This is a genomic window from Humibacter antri, assembly GCF_054777235.1.
This window is the reverse complement of the sequence record NZ_BAAHAW010000038.1, coordinates 1-18,129: the sequence shown is the minus strand read 5'-3', so window position 1 is coordinate 18,129 and position 18,129 is coordinate 1. Positions and strand designations below refer to the sequence as shown.

The window sequence follows — 18,129 nt, the reverse complement described above, 5'->3', positions numbered from 1 at the left end:
CGAAGGAGTGACCATGACCCGGACCACCTACTCCGCGCTGCCGCCTGTGCCGTACGATCCTGCGCTTCTTCCCGGCATGGAACTCATGCGCCAGACGTTCGAGCCGTTCCCGCTGCGCGCCGACACCATCATCGCCAGCCGTGAGCATGTCGAGCGCACGACGACGACCGAAGGAGGAATGCCCGACGATCTGCCGGTGCGCCTGAGCGAACTGGTCATCCCGGGCAGGGGAGCGGGCGATCCTGACATCGCGCTCACCGTCGTCAGTCCGATCGAACCGGTGCAGGGTGCCGCCGGTGTCCTCGCCATTCACGGTGGCGGCATGGTGCTCGGCAACAGGTACATGGCCGTCGGGTCGGTCGTGCCGCTCGTCGCCGAACTGGGCGTCGTCGCGGTCTGCGTGGAGTACCGGCTGGCTCCTGAGGACCCGTGGCCTGCAGGTGTGGAGGACTGCTACACCGGGCTCGCCTGGTTCTCGGATCACGCGGGCGAACTCGGGGTCGACGCGGCACGCATCCTCGTCATGGGATCGTCTGCCGGTGGCGGACTCTCCGCCGCGATCGCACTACTGGCCCGTGAGCGCAAGGGCCCTGCCCTGATCGCACAGCTGTTGGATGCCCCGATGCTCGACGATCGCAACGTGTCGCCGTCGACTCGGCAGTACGACGGCATCGGCCTCTGGGACCGCAACAACAACGACACCGCGTGGACGGCGCTGCTGGGCGACGCGGCGGGAACGGATGCCGTTCACTGGTCGGCCGCTCCGGCCAGAGCCGACGACCTGTCAGGTTTGCCGCCGACGTACATCGAGGTCGGCGCTGCGGAGATCTTCCGCGACGAGGCCGTCGACTATGCGTCGCGCATCTGGGCGACGGGCGGCGACTGCGAACTGCACGTGTGGGCGGGTGCCCATCACGGGTTCGGCGGCTTCTCACCCGACTCGATCGTCGGCTCGGCCTCGAGCGACGCGCGAAACAGCTGGCTGCGACGCATCCTGAGTCGCTGACCGTCTAGGGGAGCTGACGGCTCCGGGTCGCTGGCCGTCTTGGGTCGTGGACGGCGCGGGGTCGTGGACGGCACTCGGTCGCCGACCGCACGGGGCCGCTGACGGCACTCGGTCGTTGACCGCACTGGGTCGCTGACAGTCCTGTGCCGCCACTCCTCTGGGGTCGCCGACCGCCCTGAGCCGACCGCCCTGAGTCGACCGCTCAGACCGCTCAGACGGCTCAGACCGCTGCAGTCACTCCCATGCGTTCGAAGAGATCCTCGATCATGCCGTCGAGGATCTCCGGGGTCACGAACTGCGGGCCGATCGCGCTCAGCACGGTGGCACCGACGTTCAGCAGGATGATCTCGTTGACCAGCTCCTCGTCGGGAGTGGCGATCGTGATCGCGCCCTGTTCGCGGCACTGGCCGATGAGCACGGCCAGGTCGTGGTGCCACCCCTCCAGGTGGGTGTCGTAGGAGTCGCGGATCGCCTGCGACGACAGTCCGCGCTCCCAGAACGCGAGCAGGACGCGAGCCGACTTGCGGGCATCGTCGTCCATCGGCATGGTGGCGCGCACGAGAGCGCGCAACGCCGCGATCCCCTCCAAGCCTTCCACCGCCTCATTGAGCCGTGCGATCACCTGATCCATCGAGCGCTGATAGGCGCCCATCACGATCTCGTCTTTGCCGGGGAAGTAGTGCTTGAGAGCGCCGTTGGCGAAGCCGGCCTCCGAGGCGATCTCTCGCATGGTCGCGGCTTCCAGCCCGCCCTTGACGATCAGGTCCCAGGTGACGTCGATGATCTCCCGACGGCGCTGGTCGTGGTCGATCGCCTTGGGCATGTGCTCTCCGTTCCCGGCCGGGTTTTGTCGTCAAGTGTAGACGAATGGTGTTGAGGCATCCGTTCGCACGTCCGTCGACCGTTGTGCCGGCGCTCGCTCCGGGCCTGGACGATCGACTTGGGGTCCCGAGATGTCGCTTCAGCGAAGATCAACGACAGTTCAGGCCCACAATTCCGGCCCGCGACGTTTCGACTGCTCGGCGGGCGTCCCTCGCGGCGATCCGGACGATGCGCCTCTGCTGCAGCGCATTCGGCGGATGCGCGCGTCACGCAGATGGGCGCATCAGGCGGATGCGCGCATCACGCGCAACTGCATGCACCACTGCCGCACGCATCACCGTCACACGCGCACGAGTCGTGCGCCTGCGACGCCACGGGGATGTCCATGGCCGGGTTCACGTCGCAGAACCCGTACGGCTTGAACCAGAACCCCGCGTAGTCGACGGGCATGATCGGCCAGTCCTCGGGGCGAGGAATGTGCGTGAGCCCGAACGTGTGCCAGAGCACCAGGTCCGCCCCGTCGAGCGAGCGGTCGTCGGCGATGTACTCGGGCAGCCCGGATCCGCCTGAGTGGGCATTGGGGTAGCGCCCGGCCGGCCAGCGCTCGTCACGGTCGTAGGCCGTGCCCCACAGGTGCTTCGTGGCGAACGCGGCGCGCGCTGCCACAGACGACGCGGGGTCGGCCATCAGCAGAGCGGTCGGCTCAGGAAGCAGATGGTACGCCGTGGGCTTGCCGACGTGGTTCGTGCGTGTGGTCGACTGCACCTCCCACACCCGGGCGACCGACGTGTCGGCCTCGCGCACGGCCTGCTTCTCGCTGGTCAGCGGCGTCTGCGTCCAGGTGAAAGCGTTGCCGAACGGATTCTCGACGCCCATCGGGATGCGCGTGGCATCCACCTCGACGAGCCGGTTGCTCTCCCCGTCGATCGCCACATCGAGGCGGGCGCAGAACAGGTGCTGGTGCACGGGGGCGAACGCACCGGGTGCGATCTCGGTCGCGTGCGCGTTCTCGGACCCCGGATGCCCGGCGCCCACGAACACGATCCCCGTCGCCTTCGTCTCCACCTGGATCGAACCGTCGAGGTAGAGGTACCAGTAGAAGCCGTAGTCGTAGTTGCCGATCGTGGCGAAGTACGAAACGACCAGCCGGCGCGATCGCCGCACCTCGGCGTGCCCGGCCAGGTCGGTGTGCTTCCAGAGCACGCCGTAGTCCTCCTCGTGCATGCACACCACGTTCGGGATCTTCACGGCGTGCCCACGGTCATCCGCGACATGGCCATCGAAGTAGTGGATGACGCCCAGGCAGTCGCAGCCGAGCTCGAGGGGGTTCGCGTTCTTGCCCAGGAGGTATTCGCCGGCGTCGAAGTAGCTGATCCAGAACCGGGTGGGTGTGGTGTCGCCGTACGGCACCACCATCTCGGGGATGCTCGCGCGGGTGAGCACGGAGCGGTCCTGGAAGCGCACGTCGTTCAGCACGAGCCCTTCGCGGGCGTTGAACCCGACGCGCAGCGACCATCCTTCCCATTGCACGAGCGACCCGTCGACGGTGAAGCTCGGGCCCTGGGGCTGCGTGATCTCTATCGGCTTGAGCGACTCGCGCGCGGGGCCGACGGCATCCGGCGTGTAGTTGCCCGATCCGGCGGGCACCGGAATGTCGCCCTCGTCCTCGACGCGGATCACCCGGTTCTCGACGAGGTCGATGTGGGCGATGAGCCCCTCGACGGGGTGAGCCCAGGGGGAGTCGTTCTCGAAGTCGCGCAAGAAGGTGAGCGAGCGGATGATGCGCCGACCGATCTCGTCGCTCCTGCCCGTGAATCCGGGCGCCAGTGGCGAACAGAATGCGAGCTCCATGCGGTCTTCGAGCCCACGGCGCCGCATTGCCGCCTGCCACCCGGGCGACGCCTTCACGAGCGCCTCGGCTCGCTCGTACTCCTCGAACAGGTACTGCGGCTGTCCGTACGGCTCGTGTGCCGCGTCGTGCTCGCGCACGTTGTCGATGCGGCGGTGGGTGATGGAGACGATGACCTCGGTCACGGTTCCCGTGGTGCCCTCGAGCAGCGTGACGTCGACCCGCCGGTCGATCGGGTCCCCCGGCCGCCATGCCTTCAGCTCGTCCTTCGTCGGCTCATCCGGCAGCAGCATCGGCACCCGAGTGGACTCGGTCACCAGCCCTGCGTCGACCAGGATGCTCCTGGCCGCGTCGATCTCCTCGCCGGTCAGCGCATCGAGCGGGTGCGGCTGCGCTGGGGCATGGTCGTGCTGCGCGTCGTGGCGGTGGCCGTGCTGAGCGTCGTGGCCGTGCTGCGCGTCGTGCTCGTGGGCCTGGGCATGCTGGTGCTCCATCGGGTCAGTCTCGCAGCGGGAGCGATGCGCGAACAGTGCGACCGCCGACGCGTTCAGTGCGAGGCTCGAAGCGTGCGCGCTCGGTCAAGTCGCCCGGTGCTCACTTCTCAGGAGCGTGCGGCGGACGGGCCGTGCCCTGTCGCGGAATCATGCGGACTCCGGCTCGGCCGGCCGGGCCGGCTCCTGAGAAATGCGCAGGGTCTGCAGTGTGCTTCGCGCGGCTGGTCGCACCCCGAACCAGGCGACGGCCGCGGCCGCGGCACTCGTGACGGTGATCACGGCGGCCATGGTGAGGGCGGTCGAGCCGCCGATTGCCGCGAGCGGCGCGACGATCGGCCCGACGATGAACATGCCCGAACCGAGAAGTGCCGCTGCGGTGCCGGCACGTTCACCATGTTGGGACAGCGCGAGCGCCGAGCTGTTCGGACCTCCGAGTCCCGACGCGAAGAGGTACAGCGCGAGTGCCCCGATGAGTACGATCACGCCGGTGGACCAGAGCGCACCCGACAGCAGTGCGACGGCCGCGGCCAACGTGGCGGTGATGCCGGTGAGGTACATGCGCAACGGCCCCAGCCTGCGCACGATCAGGCGACTGAGCTGACCCCCGCCGATGTTCGCAACGGCGCAACCGGCGAACACCAGGCTGTAGAGCTGAGGGGTGAAGCCGAACTGGCCTTCGAACACGAAGCTCGACATCGACAGGTAGGCGAAGAATCCGATGCCGCCAAGGGCCAGGCTCAGCAGTACCGCGACGAAGAGACGATCCCTGCCCACTGCGCCCACGTGCCGGCCGATCTCGCGCACCCCGCCGGCATGACGGGCCGCTGGCGGCAACGTCTCCGGCATGCCGAACACCACGAGCACGAGCAGGGCGACGCCGATGCCCGCGAGCACGACGAAGATGCCGCGCCAGTCCATCACGAGGGCGAGCTGCCCGCCGATCAGCGGTGCGACGATGGGCGCCGCGCCGGAGACCAGTGCGAGCAGCGAGAGCATGCGTGAGAGCTCTATCCCGTCGAACAGATCGCGGGCCACGGCGAGCGAGATCACGATTCCGGCAGAACCCGCGAGGCCCTGAAGTGCCCGCGCGATGAGAAGCACCTGGATGTTCGGCGCGAGCGCGCACAGCAGGGACAGCAGAGCGAACGCCGCGACTCCCACCATCAGCGGACGGCGCCTGCCGAGGCGATCGCTCAGGGGGCCGGCGATCAACTGCCCGACGCCGAGCCCGATCATGCAGGCGGACATCGTTGCCTGCGCCAGAGAGTCGGACGCCCCGAGGCTCGACGCCAGGTGCGGCAGCTGGGGCGAGTACAGGTCCATCGACAGCGGCCCGAACGCCTCGAGCACGCCGAGCACCAGCATCGCCCGCAGCGGGCTCATTCGCCTCGTGGGTGGTGCGTTCACACCCCGAGCACGCGGCGCAACCAGGATGACCGGGCAGCGAGCGCGGCTCGTGCCACGTCGCTTTCGGGCATATACATGTCGAATCCGTGCGCTCCGCCTGCCCACACGTGCAGCTCGGCCTGTCCGCCGGTCGCCCAGATGCGGGAGGCGAACTCCACGTCTTCGTCCCGGAACATCTCGGCCGCACCCACCTCGATGAACGCGGGTGGAAGGCCCGAGAGGTCGGCCGCGCGGGTGGGAGCGGCGTAAGCGGGGGCATCCGTCGAGAACGCCAGGTCATCGCCGAGCACGCACGACCAGGCCAGCAGGTTGAGTTCGCGCTGCCACGTTCCGATCCCGTCGTACTGCAGGCTCGAGATCGTCGAGTTGGTGTTGTCGAGCATGGGGCACAGCAGTAGCTGCCCGGCCATGCTCGGTCCTTTGCGGTCCCTGGCCAGCAGTGCCACGGCCGCCGAGAATCCTCCGCCGGCACTCCCGCCCATCACGACGATGCGCTCGGGGTCGACTCCGAGGCTCGTGGCGTTCTCGGCCAACCACCGGAATCCGGCGTAGCAGTCCTCGGCTCCCGCCGGGTACGGATGCTCCGGCGCAAGACGGTACTCGACGTTGACGCCGACCACGCCCAGCTCGTCGACGATGTCGACGACTCGCCCGGCCTCCCAGGAGCGGTGGCCGACGATCATCCCGCCGCCGTGGATGTTGTACACGGCCGGCAGTGTCTCGCCCACGCGCCCACGCGGACGGTAGATCGTCACCTCGAGATCGGGCGCGCCCACGGGGCCGGGAATGATGCGGTCCTCCCAGTCGATGGCGCGCTCGCCGATGACCGCGTCGTTGTCGGGGAACGGCATCGCCGGCCCTGAGCGCAGCGTCTCTCGGGTGAGGGGCGGCTGAGCGGGGAGCGCGTCGAGCACCGCTGTGACCTGGGGGTCGAACGGAACCGGCGTGTGCTGGGGGTGTCCGGTCGCGGGGGCAGTAGGCATGTCGATCCTTCCGTTATTCCACGATCGTAGACGAACAGTGTCCGGTGTGGAAGAGGGGCGGTACGGAAAGCGGGCGGTACGGAAAGCGGACGGTGCGGAAGACGGACGGTGCGGAAGACGCACGGTGCGGAAGACGGACGGTGCGGAAGACGTCCAGCGCGGGAGACGTGATATCCGGACGACGTCCGGCGGGGCAGACATGCGGTCCGGGTGCGTCATGAGCGGTGCGAGATGATGGATCGTCGTGCCTCAGCAGCCGAGTCGGAAATCAAGAGACACGCCCTGCGCCGAGAGGAGTCGCCGTGAGTCGTAGCGACCGCATGCACGCCGTGACCGACGAGACGGTCGTTCTCGTCGACGCCGTTCTCGCCTATGCCAGGGAGCGGATGCTCTCCACCACCACTCCGCTCGATCGCACCGCGACCGAACCCGAGCTGCGCGAGCGCTCGGGTGCCACCGTGACGGAGAGCGGCATCGGGCCGGAACGGGCGCTCGAGGTGTTCGCCGACGTGCTGGCGCCCGCCTGCATCACGACGGATCATCCCGACTACCTGTCGTTCATTCCGACCGCGCCGACGAAGGCCGCGACCGCGTTCGACCTCGTCGTGTCGGCCACAGCCGTCTACGGCGGTTCGTGGCTCGAGGGGTCCGGCGCCGTGCACGCGGAGAACGAGGTGCTGTCGTTCCTCGCGGCGGAGTTCGGCCTGCCCGCCGGTGCGGGGGGCGTGTTCGTACAGGGCGGCACGCTCGGCAACCTCTCGGCGCTGGTGGCCGCGCGGGAGTCGGCGGTCGCACGCGTCGGCGACCCGGGCGGCAGGTGGGTCGTCGTCTGCAACGCAGAGGCACACTCGTCGATCGTGTCGGCGGCCAGGGTGATGGATGTCGACATCGTCACCGTCGATCCCGGGCCGTCCGGCAGACTGACAGGCGGGGCTGTGCGGCCCGTGCTGGAACGCTTCGGAGACCGCGTGTTCGCCGTTGTCGCCACCGCCGGCTCGACCAACTTCGGCATCGTCGACGACATCGCGTCTCTCGCAGCGCTGCGGGAGGAGTTCGACTTCTGGCTGCACGTCGACGGCGCGTACGGTCTCGCCGGCATGCTGTCGTCCCTGGCGCGCCCGCTCTTCGCGGGGGTGGAACGCGCGGACTCGCTGATCGTCGATCCGCACAAGTGGCTGTTCGCACCGTTCGACGCCTGTGCGCTGATCTACCGTGACCCTGAGACCGGGCGACGCGCCCACACCCAGCACGCGGACTACCTCGACACCCTCACCGAGGCTGCGGAGTGGAGCCCGTCCGACTACGCGGTGCAGCTCACGCGCCGAGCCCGCGGCCTTCCGCTGTGGTTCTCGCTCGCCTCGCACGGCGCGGCGGCGTACCGGGATGCCGTGACCGCATCGATCCTGCTGGCCCGCCGGATCGCACACGAGATCCGGTCTCGCGACGGATTCCGGCTGGTGCGCGAGCCGCAGCTCTCGGTCGTGGTGTTCGAGCGCGATGGCTGGTCGAGACCGGATTACGACGCGTGGTCCGCCCGGTTGCTGCGCGACCAGCGTGCGTTCGTCGTCCCGAGCTCGCACGCCGGGCGGCCGAACACGCGCTTCGCGATCCTCAACCCGCGCACGACGTTCGAATCGCTGGCGGGCATCCTCGACACGATGGAGACCTGACCAACGATTCAGGTCGCACTTTTCGTCTCTTCGGCTGGCGGCATCCGACGAGAACTGCGACCTGAACTGCGTCAGCCCTTCGCGCGACGCGGCGAGCGCTTCGACGCGGCGGCCGTGATCTCCGGCTGCGGCTTCAGGCGTACCAGCTGCGTGGTGCTGCTGTCGTCGAGCTCGGCGATCTCCGGACGGGACTTGATGAAGTCGGAGAACGACCGGAAGCCGAGCTGCTTCTCGCTGAACGACGGATCCATGCGCTTGATCTGCGACTTCACCGCCGAAGAGTGCAGCCATTCGGAGTCGTCCTTCTCGTGTCCGATGCGCAGTGCACGGTCGAGCAGCCCGGTGGCCTCCTCCTGCGGGTCACGGCCTGCGTCGTCCGCATCGTCGAGCTCGGCGTTCTCGAGCTCGGCGTTCTCGAGCTCCACCCGCACGTCGAGTTCGTGGTTCTCATCGGACTCGACGCGATCACGTGCTGCGGCAGGCTCGCGCTTGACCGCGCCGCTCTTCGCCGCGGACTTCGCCTTCGACGAGCGCGCGGTCGACGTCTTCCCGGCGGACTCCGGCACTGCCTCGGCGGCGCTGTCGGCATCGCTCGACTCCACGCCGGCCCGGGGCGCCTTCGCGCGCGGCGGTGTCGCACGCTCCACGCCCGGCAGCGCGTCGTACGTGTAGAACTCGTCGCACGCAGCGGCGAGCGTGCGGCTGGTGGACCCGGCGACCCCGATTCCGACCACGTAACGGCCGAGCCGCTTGCAGCGCTGGGCGAGCGGCACGTAGTCGCTGTCGCCTGCCACGATCACCACGTGTGTGAGGTCGGGCAGACGGAACATGTCTTCAACGGCATCGACGGCGAGACGGATGTCCGCACCGTTCTTCGCGTACGCCGCCGCCGGGAACAGTTGAACGAGGTCCACTGCTCGACCCACCAGCTGGTGTCGGTACTCCGCGTTGACCTGCGCCGACCAGTCCGCGTACGCCCTGGTGAGCACCAGCGTGCCGAAGGACGCCGCGAAGTCGATCACGGCACCCACGTCAACGGTGGATGCCTCGAGCTTCGCGGCGAGGGAGGCATCCGCTCCCGCCTCGGGGCCGTGCCCTGAGCTTGTCGAAGGAGCCTGCCCTGAGCTTGTCGAAGGAGCCTGCCCTGAGCTTGTCGAAGGAGCCTGCCCTGAGCTTGTCGAAGGAGCCTGCCCTGAGCTTGTCGAAGGGTTGAACTGGCGCACTCGGTCCCGCTGGAACGAGTTGCGCCCATTGACCTGGTCGTAGCGGGAGATGACGATGTTGTCGAAGTCGATGTAGACGGCCACGCGGCTGTCGGTGGTGTCGGGCATGCGCATCCTTCCGCTGGCCCGGCGTGGGCGGCGGGCACGCTCCGAGCGTAGCCCGCGGCGGGCCAGCTCCGGGCGAACCCACGCGCCGGCGACGCTCCGGCCCCGGGCCGGCGACGCGCCGGCGACGTGCCGGCTTCGCGAGACTGCACGTCCGCCCCGAAACAGTGGGATATGCCCGCTCTCTCGGGGCGGGCGTGCAGTCTCACGCTCGAGTACGAACTCGCTCGAGTACGAACACCCTCGAGTCAGGGTCGCGACGCCGGCACGCCCGACGCCGGCTCAGGCGAGACCGTAGGCGCGGGACGGGGCCAGCTCATAGACGAGACGCTCCTCCTCGACCATGCGCGTGAGGAAGGCCGGCTCGTCGAGCTCCGTGCCGTACCAGTTCAGTGGACCGTCCGGTCGGTTCTGCATGATGCGGAACAGCCGTAGGTTCTGCTGCGGCGCATCCGGGCCGTCGAGCACCGTGATCGTGCCTTCGATGGTGAGGTACGAATACGCCTGGTCGAAGACGAACATCGTGCAGCGAGGGTCTCGACGCACCCTGCGGGTGCGTACCCGGCTCTGCGTTCCGCTGCTCCACACGCGGCCGTCGACGAGAACCACACCGACGCGCACGGCCTTCGGCATGCCGTCGCGGCCGTTCGTGATCATCGCCGCCGCGCGGTGGCTCTCGAGAAAGGTCTTCTGCTGCTCGGTCAGGTCCATCTGTCTCTTCCCTCCAGCACATCGGAAAGCACCCCGGATGCCATGATGCGCCGCAGCGTGCTCGCCCCGAGCTCACTCATCACCGGGTTGCTCTCGCAGTAATACCAGACGAGCCCCATAGCCTGCTCGAACGACCAAGCCGCCCCCCTCGCCCACTCCAGCGCCTCGTTGTCGGTTTCGTCGTCGTCGGTTTCGTCAGACGCGTCGTCACGGATGTCCGCCTGCAGCGCCGCCCGCAGCTCACTCCGTGCGGGCTCCTCGAGCAGGTGCCACGCCACCACCAGATCGAGCGCGGGATCGGCCGCCTGGAAGCCGCCGACATCGAGCACACCGGTGAGACGCCCGCCGCGGACGAGCAGGTTGGCCGGGATGAGATCGGTGTGCGACATCACAGCGGGTGAGCGCCGAGGAAGGTCGCGGAGTACAGCCCAGGCGCGACGCAAGGATGGGACATCGAGCAGTGCCTCGCTGTTGTCGAAGCAGGTGGCCATCCAGCCGTCGTGCGTGCGCAGGTCGCCGCCGCGCCCGCTGCCGTGGAACGACCGGCCGTTCACGGGCGCCGCGCGGAGGTCGCGGATCAGGGCGGCGACATCGCGGGCGAACCCGGTCGAGTGCGCCAGAGCATCCGGTGTCGCGGGTTCCCCCTCGATCCACGTGGTGATGCACCACGGGCCGGGATACCCGGGGCCGGGTCCGCCGATCGCGGCCACGGTCGGAGCGGGAAAGTGCGTCGCGAGTGCGAAGTCGTGCGCGGCATCCGCTTCCTTGTGCAGGGTGGCGAGTGCGGCATCCGGATCGTCGATGACGAGCGGCAGTCGGGCCGCAAGTGCGTCGCCGATGCGGAACAGCGCGTTCATCGTTCCGGAGCCTGCGGCACGGCGCACCGCGAGGGTCGCCCACTGCGGGAACTGGTCGGCGACGAGCGCCGCCACCGTGGATACCTCTATGTCGAGTTGGCCACGGTGCATCCGGGTGGAGCCGGCTGCACCGTGCGCGGCATCCGTCATGCTCGCCAGCGTAGGCGAGGCGTACGTCATGCCCGCCTCGTAGGGGGAAGCGTGGTTGTGTCAGGGTGGGCGTATGGCGCTCATCCACCACGCAGAACTCGTTCCGTCCAAACTCGAGCTCATGGCGGACTGGCTGCCGTCGCAACCGTTCTGGCCGGGGGACACCACCGCGGAGCTCGAACGCCTCGCCGCGTACCGCTTCGACGACCCGGCGGGCAAGGTCGGCATCGAGACATTCCTTGTTCGCCACCAGACAGCAACGGGCGCCGTGACGCTCCAGCTGCCGCTGACCTACCGTGAGGCGCCACTGGAGTACGGGGAGGCCGCATTCATCGGCACCACCGAGCACAGCGTGCTCGGTACGCGCTGGGTCTATGACGCCACCGGAGACCCGGTGTACCTCGCCGAACTGGTGCGCACGGTCGTGACCGGCGGCTGCGAGGTGGAGCAGTACTACGAGGTCGACGGCGAGCGCATGGTGAAGCCCGGCGATGCGCAGGTGCGGGGGAGCGGGCATCCGGATGCCCGGGTGCCGGCGACGCCCACGGCTGCTGCGTCGCTCACGTGCGAGAGCGATGCAGTGTCGACCGTCGTGGATGCAGGCGAGGTGCGCGTGACGCTGGTGCGCGATCTCGGAGCGCAACGGGCCGGGCAACCTCAGGACGGCGACGGACTGCTCCTGGGCGAGTGGGCGGGCATCAGCGGAGCGCTGCTCGCCGTGGTCCACGCCTGAACGTTCGGCGACAGCGCCGGAGGCGTACCTCCGGCGGCTCGGCGGTCGACCCCGAGTCGCCGTCGGCCCTGAGTCGCCGGTCGGCACTGAGTCGCCGGTCGGCACTGAGTCGCCGGTCGGCACTGAGTCGCCGGTCGGCACTGAGTCGCCGGTCGGCACTGAGTCGCCGGTCGGCCTCGAGTCGCCGGTCGGCCCCGGGTCACCGGTCGACTTCTCGTCCGGAATGGGAATCCGCGCGCCATCCGTGCTGTTCGGCTGAACGACCCCCTATGCGTTCGCATCGACTGCCGGTGCGCGGAGAAGCAGGCGGGCATCCCACGAGAAGAAGGAGAACGCATGAAGATCGCCATCATCGGAGGCACCGGCTACGCCGGCGCGAACATCGCGCGTGAGGCGCTGTCGCGCGGCTTTCAGGTGCGGTCCCTGTCGCGACGGGCACCTGAGCATCCGCTCGACGGCGTCGAGTATCTGACCGGGTCGTTCGCCGACCCGCAGACGCTCGCCCAACTGGCCGACGGTGAAGATGCACTCATCGTCGCCGTGCACGCCACCGCCGGCGGTGAGAGCGTGCTGCTGCCGCAGCTTCCGGCGATCGCGGATGCCGCGGCCACCACGGGCGCCCGGCTTGGCGTCGTCGGCGGCGCGGGCAGCTCGTTCGTCTCCGAGGGCGGACCTCGCCTGTACGACACCCCGGAGTTCCAGGAGGCGTGGAAACCGGAGGCGACGACGCACACCAAGGTGCTCGAATGGCTCGAGCACAACCGGCCGGCCGGCGATGGCCTGCGCTGGTTCTACGTGAGCCCGGCCGCCCTGTACGGAAGCTACGCACCCGGCGAGGCGACAGGTGCCTATCGCACCGACGGCGACCTGCTGGTCACGAAGGATGACGGCACCTCCGAGATCTCCGGCGCCGACTACGCGCTCGCGTTCGTCGACGAACTCGCCGACCCGAAACACGAGAACCGCCGGTTCACCGTCGGCCACTGAGCCGGACCCGGCTCCGCTGCTCTACCGTGGGTTGAGCCCGTGCCGCTTCCGCTGGTTGAGCCTGGGCCCCCATCGCCGGAGGCTCCGCGCGCCGCTGGCGGCGTGTGGAGGGGTGATAGGGAGCGAAACCAGTAGCCCCGGTGACGAGGCGGTCTCGACAAGCTCAACCGGCGGTGCGCACAACCGGCGGTACGGGGGTGATTGCGCATGCTGACGGGTCGCCGCACGGGGCCGATCGGACGGCTCGGCGCGGCTGCGGCGCGGCATCCGTGGGTCACTCTCGGGTGCTGGCTCGTGGTCGTCGCCGCAGCGGCGGCCACGGCGCTCGGGGGAATCGGCGGACAGACGCTGTTCGACCGGCTGGGCGGATCCGTGCCGAGCGTGCACGGCGAGAGTTCCGCAGGTGCCGATCGGCTCGCGTCGAACTCGGGCAAGAGCGTCACGCTGCTGATCCACGGCGTCGATCCCACCGATCCCGAGATCGTCGACCGCACCACGGTGCTCGCCCGTGACCTCGCCGCGCTCCCGGGCACCACAGTCGTCGATCCGCTCGCCGTGCCCGGCGGCATCAAGAACCCGCAGATCCCGAAAGCGCAGTTCGCCCCGCTCTTCGCGAAAGACGGCAGAGGTGTCCTGATCACGGCGACGGTCTCCGGGGTCGACGGTCACTCGGCCTCGCAGGCCACCGTCGATCACGCGCAGCGACTGATGGATGCCGCCGCCGACGACCTGCGCACCGCTCACCCGAGTGCGACGGCAGCGGTCGGCAGCACGCAGCTGCTCACCGATTCGCTGATGTCGATCAGCGAGAACGACCTGCGCCGCGGCGAGACCGTCGCGCTGCCCATCGCGCTTCTGGTCATGCTCATCGTGTTCGGCGGGTTCATCGCGGCCGGGCTACCGCTGATCGGCGCCGGCGCATCGATCGTCACGTCGCTCGGCGTGCTGCTGGCGTTCACCTACGTCACCGACATCGCGAACACCGTGATCAACGTCGTCACGGCCGTCGGCCTCGGCCTTTCCATCGACTACGGACTGCTTGTGGTGAGCCGCTTCCGGGAGGAGTACCGGGCATCCGTGGCCGCGCTCGATTGCGCCAGTTCGTCGCGACTGCGCCAGACATTCGGGCGCAATCACGACGAACTGGCGCAATCAGGCGCACGGGAACGGGAACGGGATCGGGCCGTCAGGGTCGCTGCGGTCGCCACCGCACTCGACCGTGCCGGGCGCACCGTGCTGTTCTCGGGAACGACGTTCGCGATCGCCAGCCTCGGGCTGCTCGTGTTCGAGCCGACGTTCGTGCACGCGGTCGGGATCGCCGCGATCGCCGTCACCGTCATCGCCATGCTGTCGGCGACCACGCTCATCCCGGCGATCATCGGCCTCACCGGGCAGAAGCTGCTGAAGCCCGGCGCGCTCACCCGGCTGCCCTGGCTCGGGCGCGACATCACGCGTTTCGGCGACGTCGCCCCCGAAGAAGGCTTCTTCTCCCGCCTCACACGGCGGGTGCAGCGGCATCCGGCACTGGTCACGCTCGGCTGCGTCGTCGTGCTCCTGATGCTGGCCAGCCCCGTGCTCACGCTCAACCTCGCCAACACGAGCATCGACGCCGTGCCGCGCGCCTCCAGCCAGTACACGTTCGAGACCACGCTGACCGACGAGTTCCCGGATGCCGCGCCCGCCCGCGTGCAACTGGTCACCACGACGCGTGAGCACCTCGTGGACTGGACGCGCGACGTGACGAAGCTCGCGCACGTCGACGCCGTTCAGCAGCCCCAGAAGTCCGGCGAGTCGTGGACTGCGCGGGTCGAGGTCAACCCGCGCGACGGAATCGAGGTGGTGCGGAGCATCCGCGCCGACCCACCGCGCTTCGATCACTGGGTCACCGGCATCGACGCCGGAACGGTCGATCTCGCCGACTCGCTCGCGCGCGGGGCCCCGTGGGCCATCCTCATCGTCGCGGTCGGCACGATCGTGCTGCTCTTCCTCATGACGGGTTCACTCGTGATCCCGTTGAAGGCGCTCCTCGCCAGCGCGCTCTCGCTCGGGGCCTCGCTCGGGCTTCTCGTCTGGGGCTTTCAAGACGGTGCGTTCGCGGGCATTCTCGGCTTCGACGCCGACCGCGTGTACGGCGTCGACGTGATCGTGCTGCTGCTCGCCCTGGCATTCGGCTTCGGCCTGGCGATGGACTACGAGATGTTCATCCTCTCCCGCATCAAGGAACGGGTGGATGCCGCCGTGCCGGGCCGCGAGGCGATCGCCCTCGGGCTGCAGCGCTCCGGTCGCATCATCACCTCGGCCGCACTCATCATCATCGTGGTCTTCGCAGGCTTCGCCACCGGCGACCTGATCATCATCAAACAACTCGGCGTGGCGCTCGCCTTCGCCGTGTTCATCGACGCGACCCTGGTGCGCTGCCTGCTCGTTCCGGCATTCATGTCCTGGCAGGAGCGCATCATGTGGTGGGCGCCGCGCTGGATGAAGCGTGTGCATGCGAAGATCGGCATCGCCGAGAACTGAGCGCGGCTTCGTGGGGTCCTCATAGGATGGCGCCCATGCATCCGAGGAGGACGACGACCGTCATCGCGGTCATCGTCGCCTGCGGATGCCTTGCAGGATGCGCCCCCCTTGTCGGTCCGTTCGGCTCCGTTCCCGTCGCCCGCCCTTCGGCGTCCACGCCGACACCGGTGCCCACGCCGACGCTCGACCCGTACGTGGCGCGTGAGCTCACGACGGCGCTGACGAGCATTCGTGCGCTGGAGGGAGTCGCCGATGCATCGAAGCGGATCACGCTCAGCCGGCGGTACAGGCAGGAGCCGGGGAACGGCCTGTCCCCCAAGCGCGTCGAGGAGCATTCGTTCCACGCGTCGTTCACCGTCGCCATGACTCCGGATGCCACGGCGCAGCAGACCGCGCAGGTGACGAGGATGCTGGGGCGAACCGTCGGCTGGACCGGCGTCGACCTCAGCATCACGACCCCCGCCGTGCCGGGGCGCATCGCCACCACGCAGAGCTGGAACGGCACGTTCGACGGCAACGTCGACGATCGGAACTCGCTCGGGGTGGCCGAGGGTCTCTACACGCTTGCCGCCACCGCCGGAGTTCAGTCGCTCTCAGTCGGCATTCCGTATACCGGCCGAATCGACTACGGCTCGCTGTGGGTCACGGTGAGCCCGAACGACGCGGCGACCCTTGCGGCGGTGCGCGCCGTCATCGACACCACCGAGTTCCGCAACATCACCCTGCACGGATCCTTCGGCAACGGCGCCAAGCCGTAGGCCACGGTCACGAACTTCACCCCGCACCGGCATGGAGCGCCTCGAGAGCGATCGTCGCCGCGATCACGAACATCGTGATCGCGATCAGCACGTCGAGAACCCGCCAGGCGACGGGGGAGCGGAAGAGCGGACCGAGCAGTCGTGCGCCGAATCCCAGAGCGATGAACCAGATCAGACTGGCCAGCGCGGCACCGAGCGCGAACCACCAGCGGTTCGCACCGTAGCCGTTGCCGACCGTGCCCATCAGCACGACCGTGTCGAGGTAGACGTGCGGGTTGAGCCAGGTGAACGCGAAGCAAGCGCCGAGCACGGCCCCGAGTCCGGCCGGTCCCGATCCCGACGCCGGGTCGAGCTCGCCCGGCCGGAGTGCGCGCTTCGCGGCGAACACCCCGTACACCACGAGAAACCCCACGCCCACCCACCGAACGATCGCGATCGCCCATGGTGCGGCGAGCACCAGCACCCCGATGCCTGCGATCCCCGCCGTGATGAGCACGGCATCGCTTCCCGCGCACACGATCACAATCGGCAGAACGTGTTCGCGCCGCAGCCCCTGACGCAGCACGAACGCGTTCTGCGCCCCGATCGCCATGATCAGCGACAGGCTGAATCCGAGTCCCGCGAAAACGGTGCCGAGTGCCGGCGCGGCCGTGTTCGTGTGCACGGATGCCTGCATTGCGAACGTCGCCGACGCGAGCGGGAGGGAGACGGGCACCGAACGACACTACGGTTGCCGGATGATGAAGGGAAGCTACTGTTTCTTATGGTGCATTAGCATTGCTGTTGATGGATCTCGACCTCGCGCAGCTTCGCGCGCTCGATGCCGCCGTGACGCACGGCACGCTGGACGCCGCAGCACGGGCCCTCCACATCACACCCTCGGCCGTGAGCCAGCGCATCCGAGCGTTGGAGGCATCCCTCGGCCGCGTGCTGCTGGTGCGCTCCAAGCCTGTCGTCGTCACGGAGTCCGGTGCCGCCGCGCTGCGCGTCGCTCGGCAGATGGATGCGCTGGCCGGCTCCCTCGCACTCGACCTGGCCGGAGCTGAGGGAGGGCGCCGCACCATCTCGCTCGGTGTGAACGCGGACTCGCTGGCCACCTGGGTGCTGCCCGCGCTCGCCGGACTCGACGACCTGGACTTCGAGTTCCACCGCGAAGACCAGGACTACACGGTCTCGTACCTGCGCGACGGCACCGTGATGGCGGCCATCACCGCCGAGAAGGCGCCGGTGCAGGGATGCACGGTGCAGCCGCTCAGCGTGATGCGATACGTGCCGACTGCAGGGCGCGAATTCGCCGCCAGGTGGTTCCCGCACGGCGTCACGGCGGCGGCACTCCGCGTGGCACCTTATGTGGACTTCGACCGCAAGGACGACCTCCAGCACCGCTACTTGCGCGAACACCGGGTCGACGACGCCGCACCGCCGCGGAATCAGGTGCCGGCATCCGCCGACTTCGTGACCGCAGTGCGGCTCGGGTTCGGCTGGGGAATGATCCCCACGGTGCAGCAGTCGCAGGCGGGGGACGACATCGTCGTGCTCGACGAGCACGGCATCGACGTTCCGCTCTACTGGCAGCAGTGGAACCTGCGCAGCCCCTCTCTCGACCGTGTGCGCGAGGCCATCCTCGCCAGCGCCGCCGTGCTGCGCTGATCGACGTTCCGCGGGTCGACCCGCCCGAGTCCCGCGGGTCGAGCCTGTCCGGGTCCCGCCGGTTGAGCCGGTCTGGCTCCCGCGGGTCGAGCCGGTCTCATTCCCGCGGGTCGAGCCGGTTTCATTCCCGCGGGTTGAGGTTGACCCCTGTTCCCGGACAGGTGGTTGGTTGGTCAGGCTGCCAGTGTGAGCTGGCGGCGTTCG

15 protein-coding genes are annotated in these 18,129 nt (G+C 68.9%); 7 read left to right on the top strand and 8 right to left on the bottom strand.

What is annotated here, in order from left to right; translation table 11 throughout:
- Positions 1 to 13: 13 nt before the first annotated feature.
- The gene (locus ACYVDK_RS14545; protein ID WP_460522980.1) at positions 14 to 1,006 is read left to right on the top strand and encodes an alpha/beta hydrolase; all 993 of its coding nucleotides are present in this window, start codon (positions 14 to 16) and stop codon (positions 1,004 to 1,006) included.
- A 220-nt stretch (positions 1,007 to 1,226) separates the two neighbouring features.
- On the opposite strand, the gene ACYVDK_RS14540 is transcribed toward ACYVDK_RS14545, so the two are convergent.
- The 4 genes from ACYVDK_RS14540 to ACYVDK_RS14525 form a co-directional block, all read right to left on the bottom strand.
- Positions 1,227 to 1,829: a TetR/AcrR family transcriptional regulator gene (locus tag ACYVDK_RS14540; RefSeq protein ID WP_460522978.1), complete on the bottom strand. Its 603-nt coding sequence runs from the start codon at positions 1,827 to 1,829 to the stop codon at positions 1,227 to 1,229.
- Positions 1,830 to 2,128: 299 nt separating this feature from the next.
- Positions 2,129 to 4,171 (bottom strand): primary-amine oxidase, encoded by a 2,043-nt coding sequence (locus tag ACYVDK_RS14535; protein ID WP_460522976.1) that lies wholly within the window; start codon positions 4,169 to 4,171, stop codon positions 2,129 to 2,131.
- A 147-nt stretch (positions 4,172 to 4,318) separates the two neighbouring features.
- A complete protein-coding gene (locus tag ACYVDK_RS14530) occupies positions 4,319 to 5,554 on the bottom strand; it encodes a multidrug effflux MFS transporter (RefSeq protein WP_460522974.1) in 1,236 nt (411 codons plus the stop codon).
- A 20-nt stretch (positions 5,555 to 5,574) separates the two neighbouring features.
- On the bottom strand, positions 5,575 to 6,561 hold the full coding sequence (locus tag ACYVDK_RS14525) for an alpha/beta hydrolase (RefSeq protein WP_460522972.1): 987 nt from the start codon (positions 6,559 to 6,561) through the stop codon (positions 5,575 to 5,577).
- Between the two features lie 320 nt (positions 6,562 to 6,881).
- On the opposite strand from ACYVDK_RS14525, the gene ACYVDK_RS14520 reads away from it, so the two are divergent.
- Positions 6,882 to 8,231 (top strand): pyridoxal phosphate-dependent decarboxylase family protein, encoded by a 1,350-nt coding sequence (locus ACYVDK_RS14520; protein ID WP_460523090.1) that lies wholly within the window; start codon positions 6,882 to 6,884, stop codon positions 8,229 to 8,231.
- A gap of 71 nt (positions 8,232 to 8,302) precedes the next feature.
- Here ACYVDK_RS14520 and ACYVDK_RS14515 read toward each other — a convergent pair whose 3' ends face one another.
- The 3 genes from ACYVDK_RS14515 to ACYVDK_RS14505 all read right to left on the bottom strand — a co-directional run bounded on the left by ACYVDK_RS14515 (position 8,303) and on the right by ACYVDK_RS14505 (position 11,307).
- Positions 8,303 to 9,562: an NYN domain-containing protein gene (locus tag ACYVDK_RS14515; protein ID WP_460522970.1), complete on the bottom strand. Its 1,260-nt coding sequence runs from the start codon at positions 9,560 to 9,562 to the stop codon at positions 8,303 to 8,305.
- A 279-nt stretch (positions 9,563 to 9,841) separates the two neighbouring features.
- A complete protein-coding gene (locus ACYVDK_RS14510) occupies positions 9,842 to 10,270 on the bottom strand; it encodes a pyridoxamine 5'-phosphate oxidase family protein (protein WP_460522968.1) in 429 nt (142 codons plus the stop codon).
- Entirely contained in the window at positions 10,261 to 11,307 is a 1,047-nt protein-coding gene (locus tag ACYVDK_RS14505; RefSeq protein ID WP_460522966.1) for a protein kinase family protein, read from the bottom strand. Before ACYVDK_RS14505 ends, ACYVDK_RS14510 begins: the two co-directional genes overlap by 10 nt.
- Positions 11,308 to 11,350: 43 nt before the next feature.
- Here ACYVDK_RS14505 and ACYVDK_RS14500 point away from each other — a divergent pair, with 43 nt between their 5' ends.
- The 4 genes from ACYVDK_RS14500 (at position 11,351) to ACYVDK_RS14485 (ending at position 16,275) form a co-directional block, all read left to right on the top strand.
- Positions 11,351 to 12,010, top strand: a complete 660-nt coding sequence (locus tag ACYVDK_RS14500) for a CG0192-related protein (RefSeq protein WP_460522964.1) — start codon at positions 11,351 to 11,353, stop codon at positions 12,008 to 12,010.
- A 336-nt stretch (positions 12,011 to 12,346) separates the two neighbouring features.
- Entirely contained in the window at positions 12,347 to 12,997 is a 651-nt protein-coding gene (locus tag ACYVDK_RS14495; RefSeq protein WP_460522962.1) for an NAD(P)-dependent oxidoreductase, read from the top strand.
- 207 nt (positions 12,998 to 13,204) lie between these two features.
- The gene (locus ACYVDK_RS14490) at positions 13,205 to 15,517 is read left to right on the top strand and encodes an MMPL family transporter (protein WP_460522959.1); all 2,313 of its coding nucleotides are present in this window, start codon (positions 13,205 to 13,207) and stop codon (positions 15,515 to 15,517) included.
- Between the two features lie 35 nt (positions 15,518 to 15,552).
- Positions 15,553 to 16,275 (top strand): hypothetical protein, encoded by a 723-nt coding sequence (locus ACYVDK_RS14485; protein WP_460522957.1) that lies wholly within the window; start codon positions 15,553 to 15,555, stop codon positions 16,273 to 16,275.
- A gap of 16 nt (positions 16,276 to 16,291) precedes the next feature.
- Here the strand turns inward: ACYVDK_RS14485 and ACYVDK_RS14480 are convergent, their stop codons facing one another.
- Complete coding sequence (locus ACYVDK_RS14480; protein ID WP_460523088.1) at positions 16,292 to 16,951, bottom strand: LysE/ArgO family amino acid transporter; 660 nt, start codon at positions 16,949 to 16,951, stop codon at positions 16,292 to 16,294.
- 110 nt (positions 16,952 to 17,061) lie between these two features.
- Here ACYVDK_RS14480 and ACYVDK_RS14475 point away from each other — a divergent pair, with 110 nt between their 5' ends.
- Positions 17,062 to 17,925 carry a LysR family transcriptional regulator ArgP gene (locus tag ACYVDK_RS14475; RefSeq protein WP_460522955.1) on the top strand — a complete coding sequence of 288 codons (864 nt, stop codon included), beginning with the start codon at positions 17,062 to 17,064 and terminating at the stop codon, positions 17,923 to 17,925.
- Positions 17,926 to 18,129: the final 204 nt, after the last annotated feature.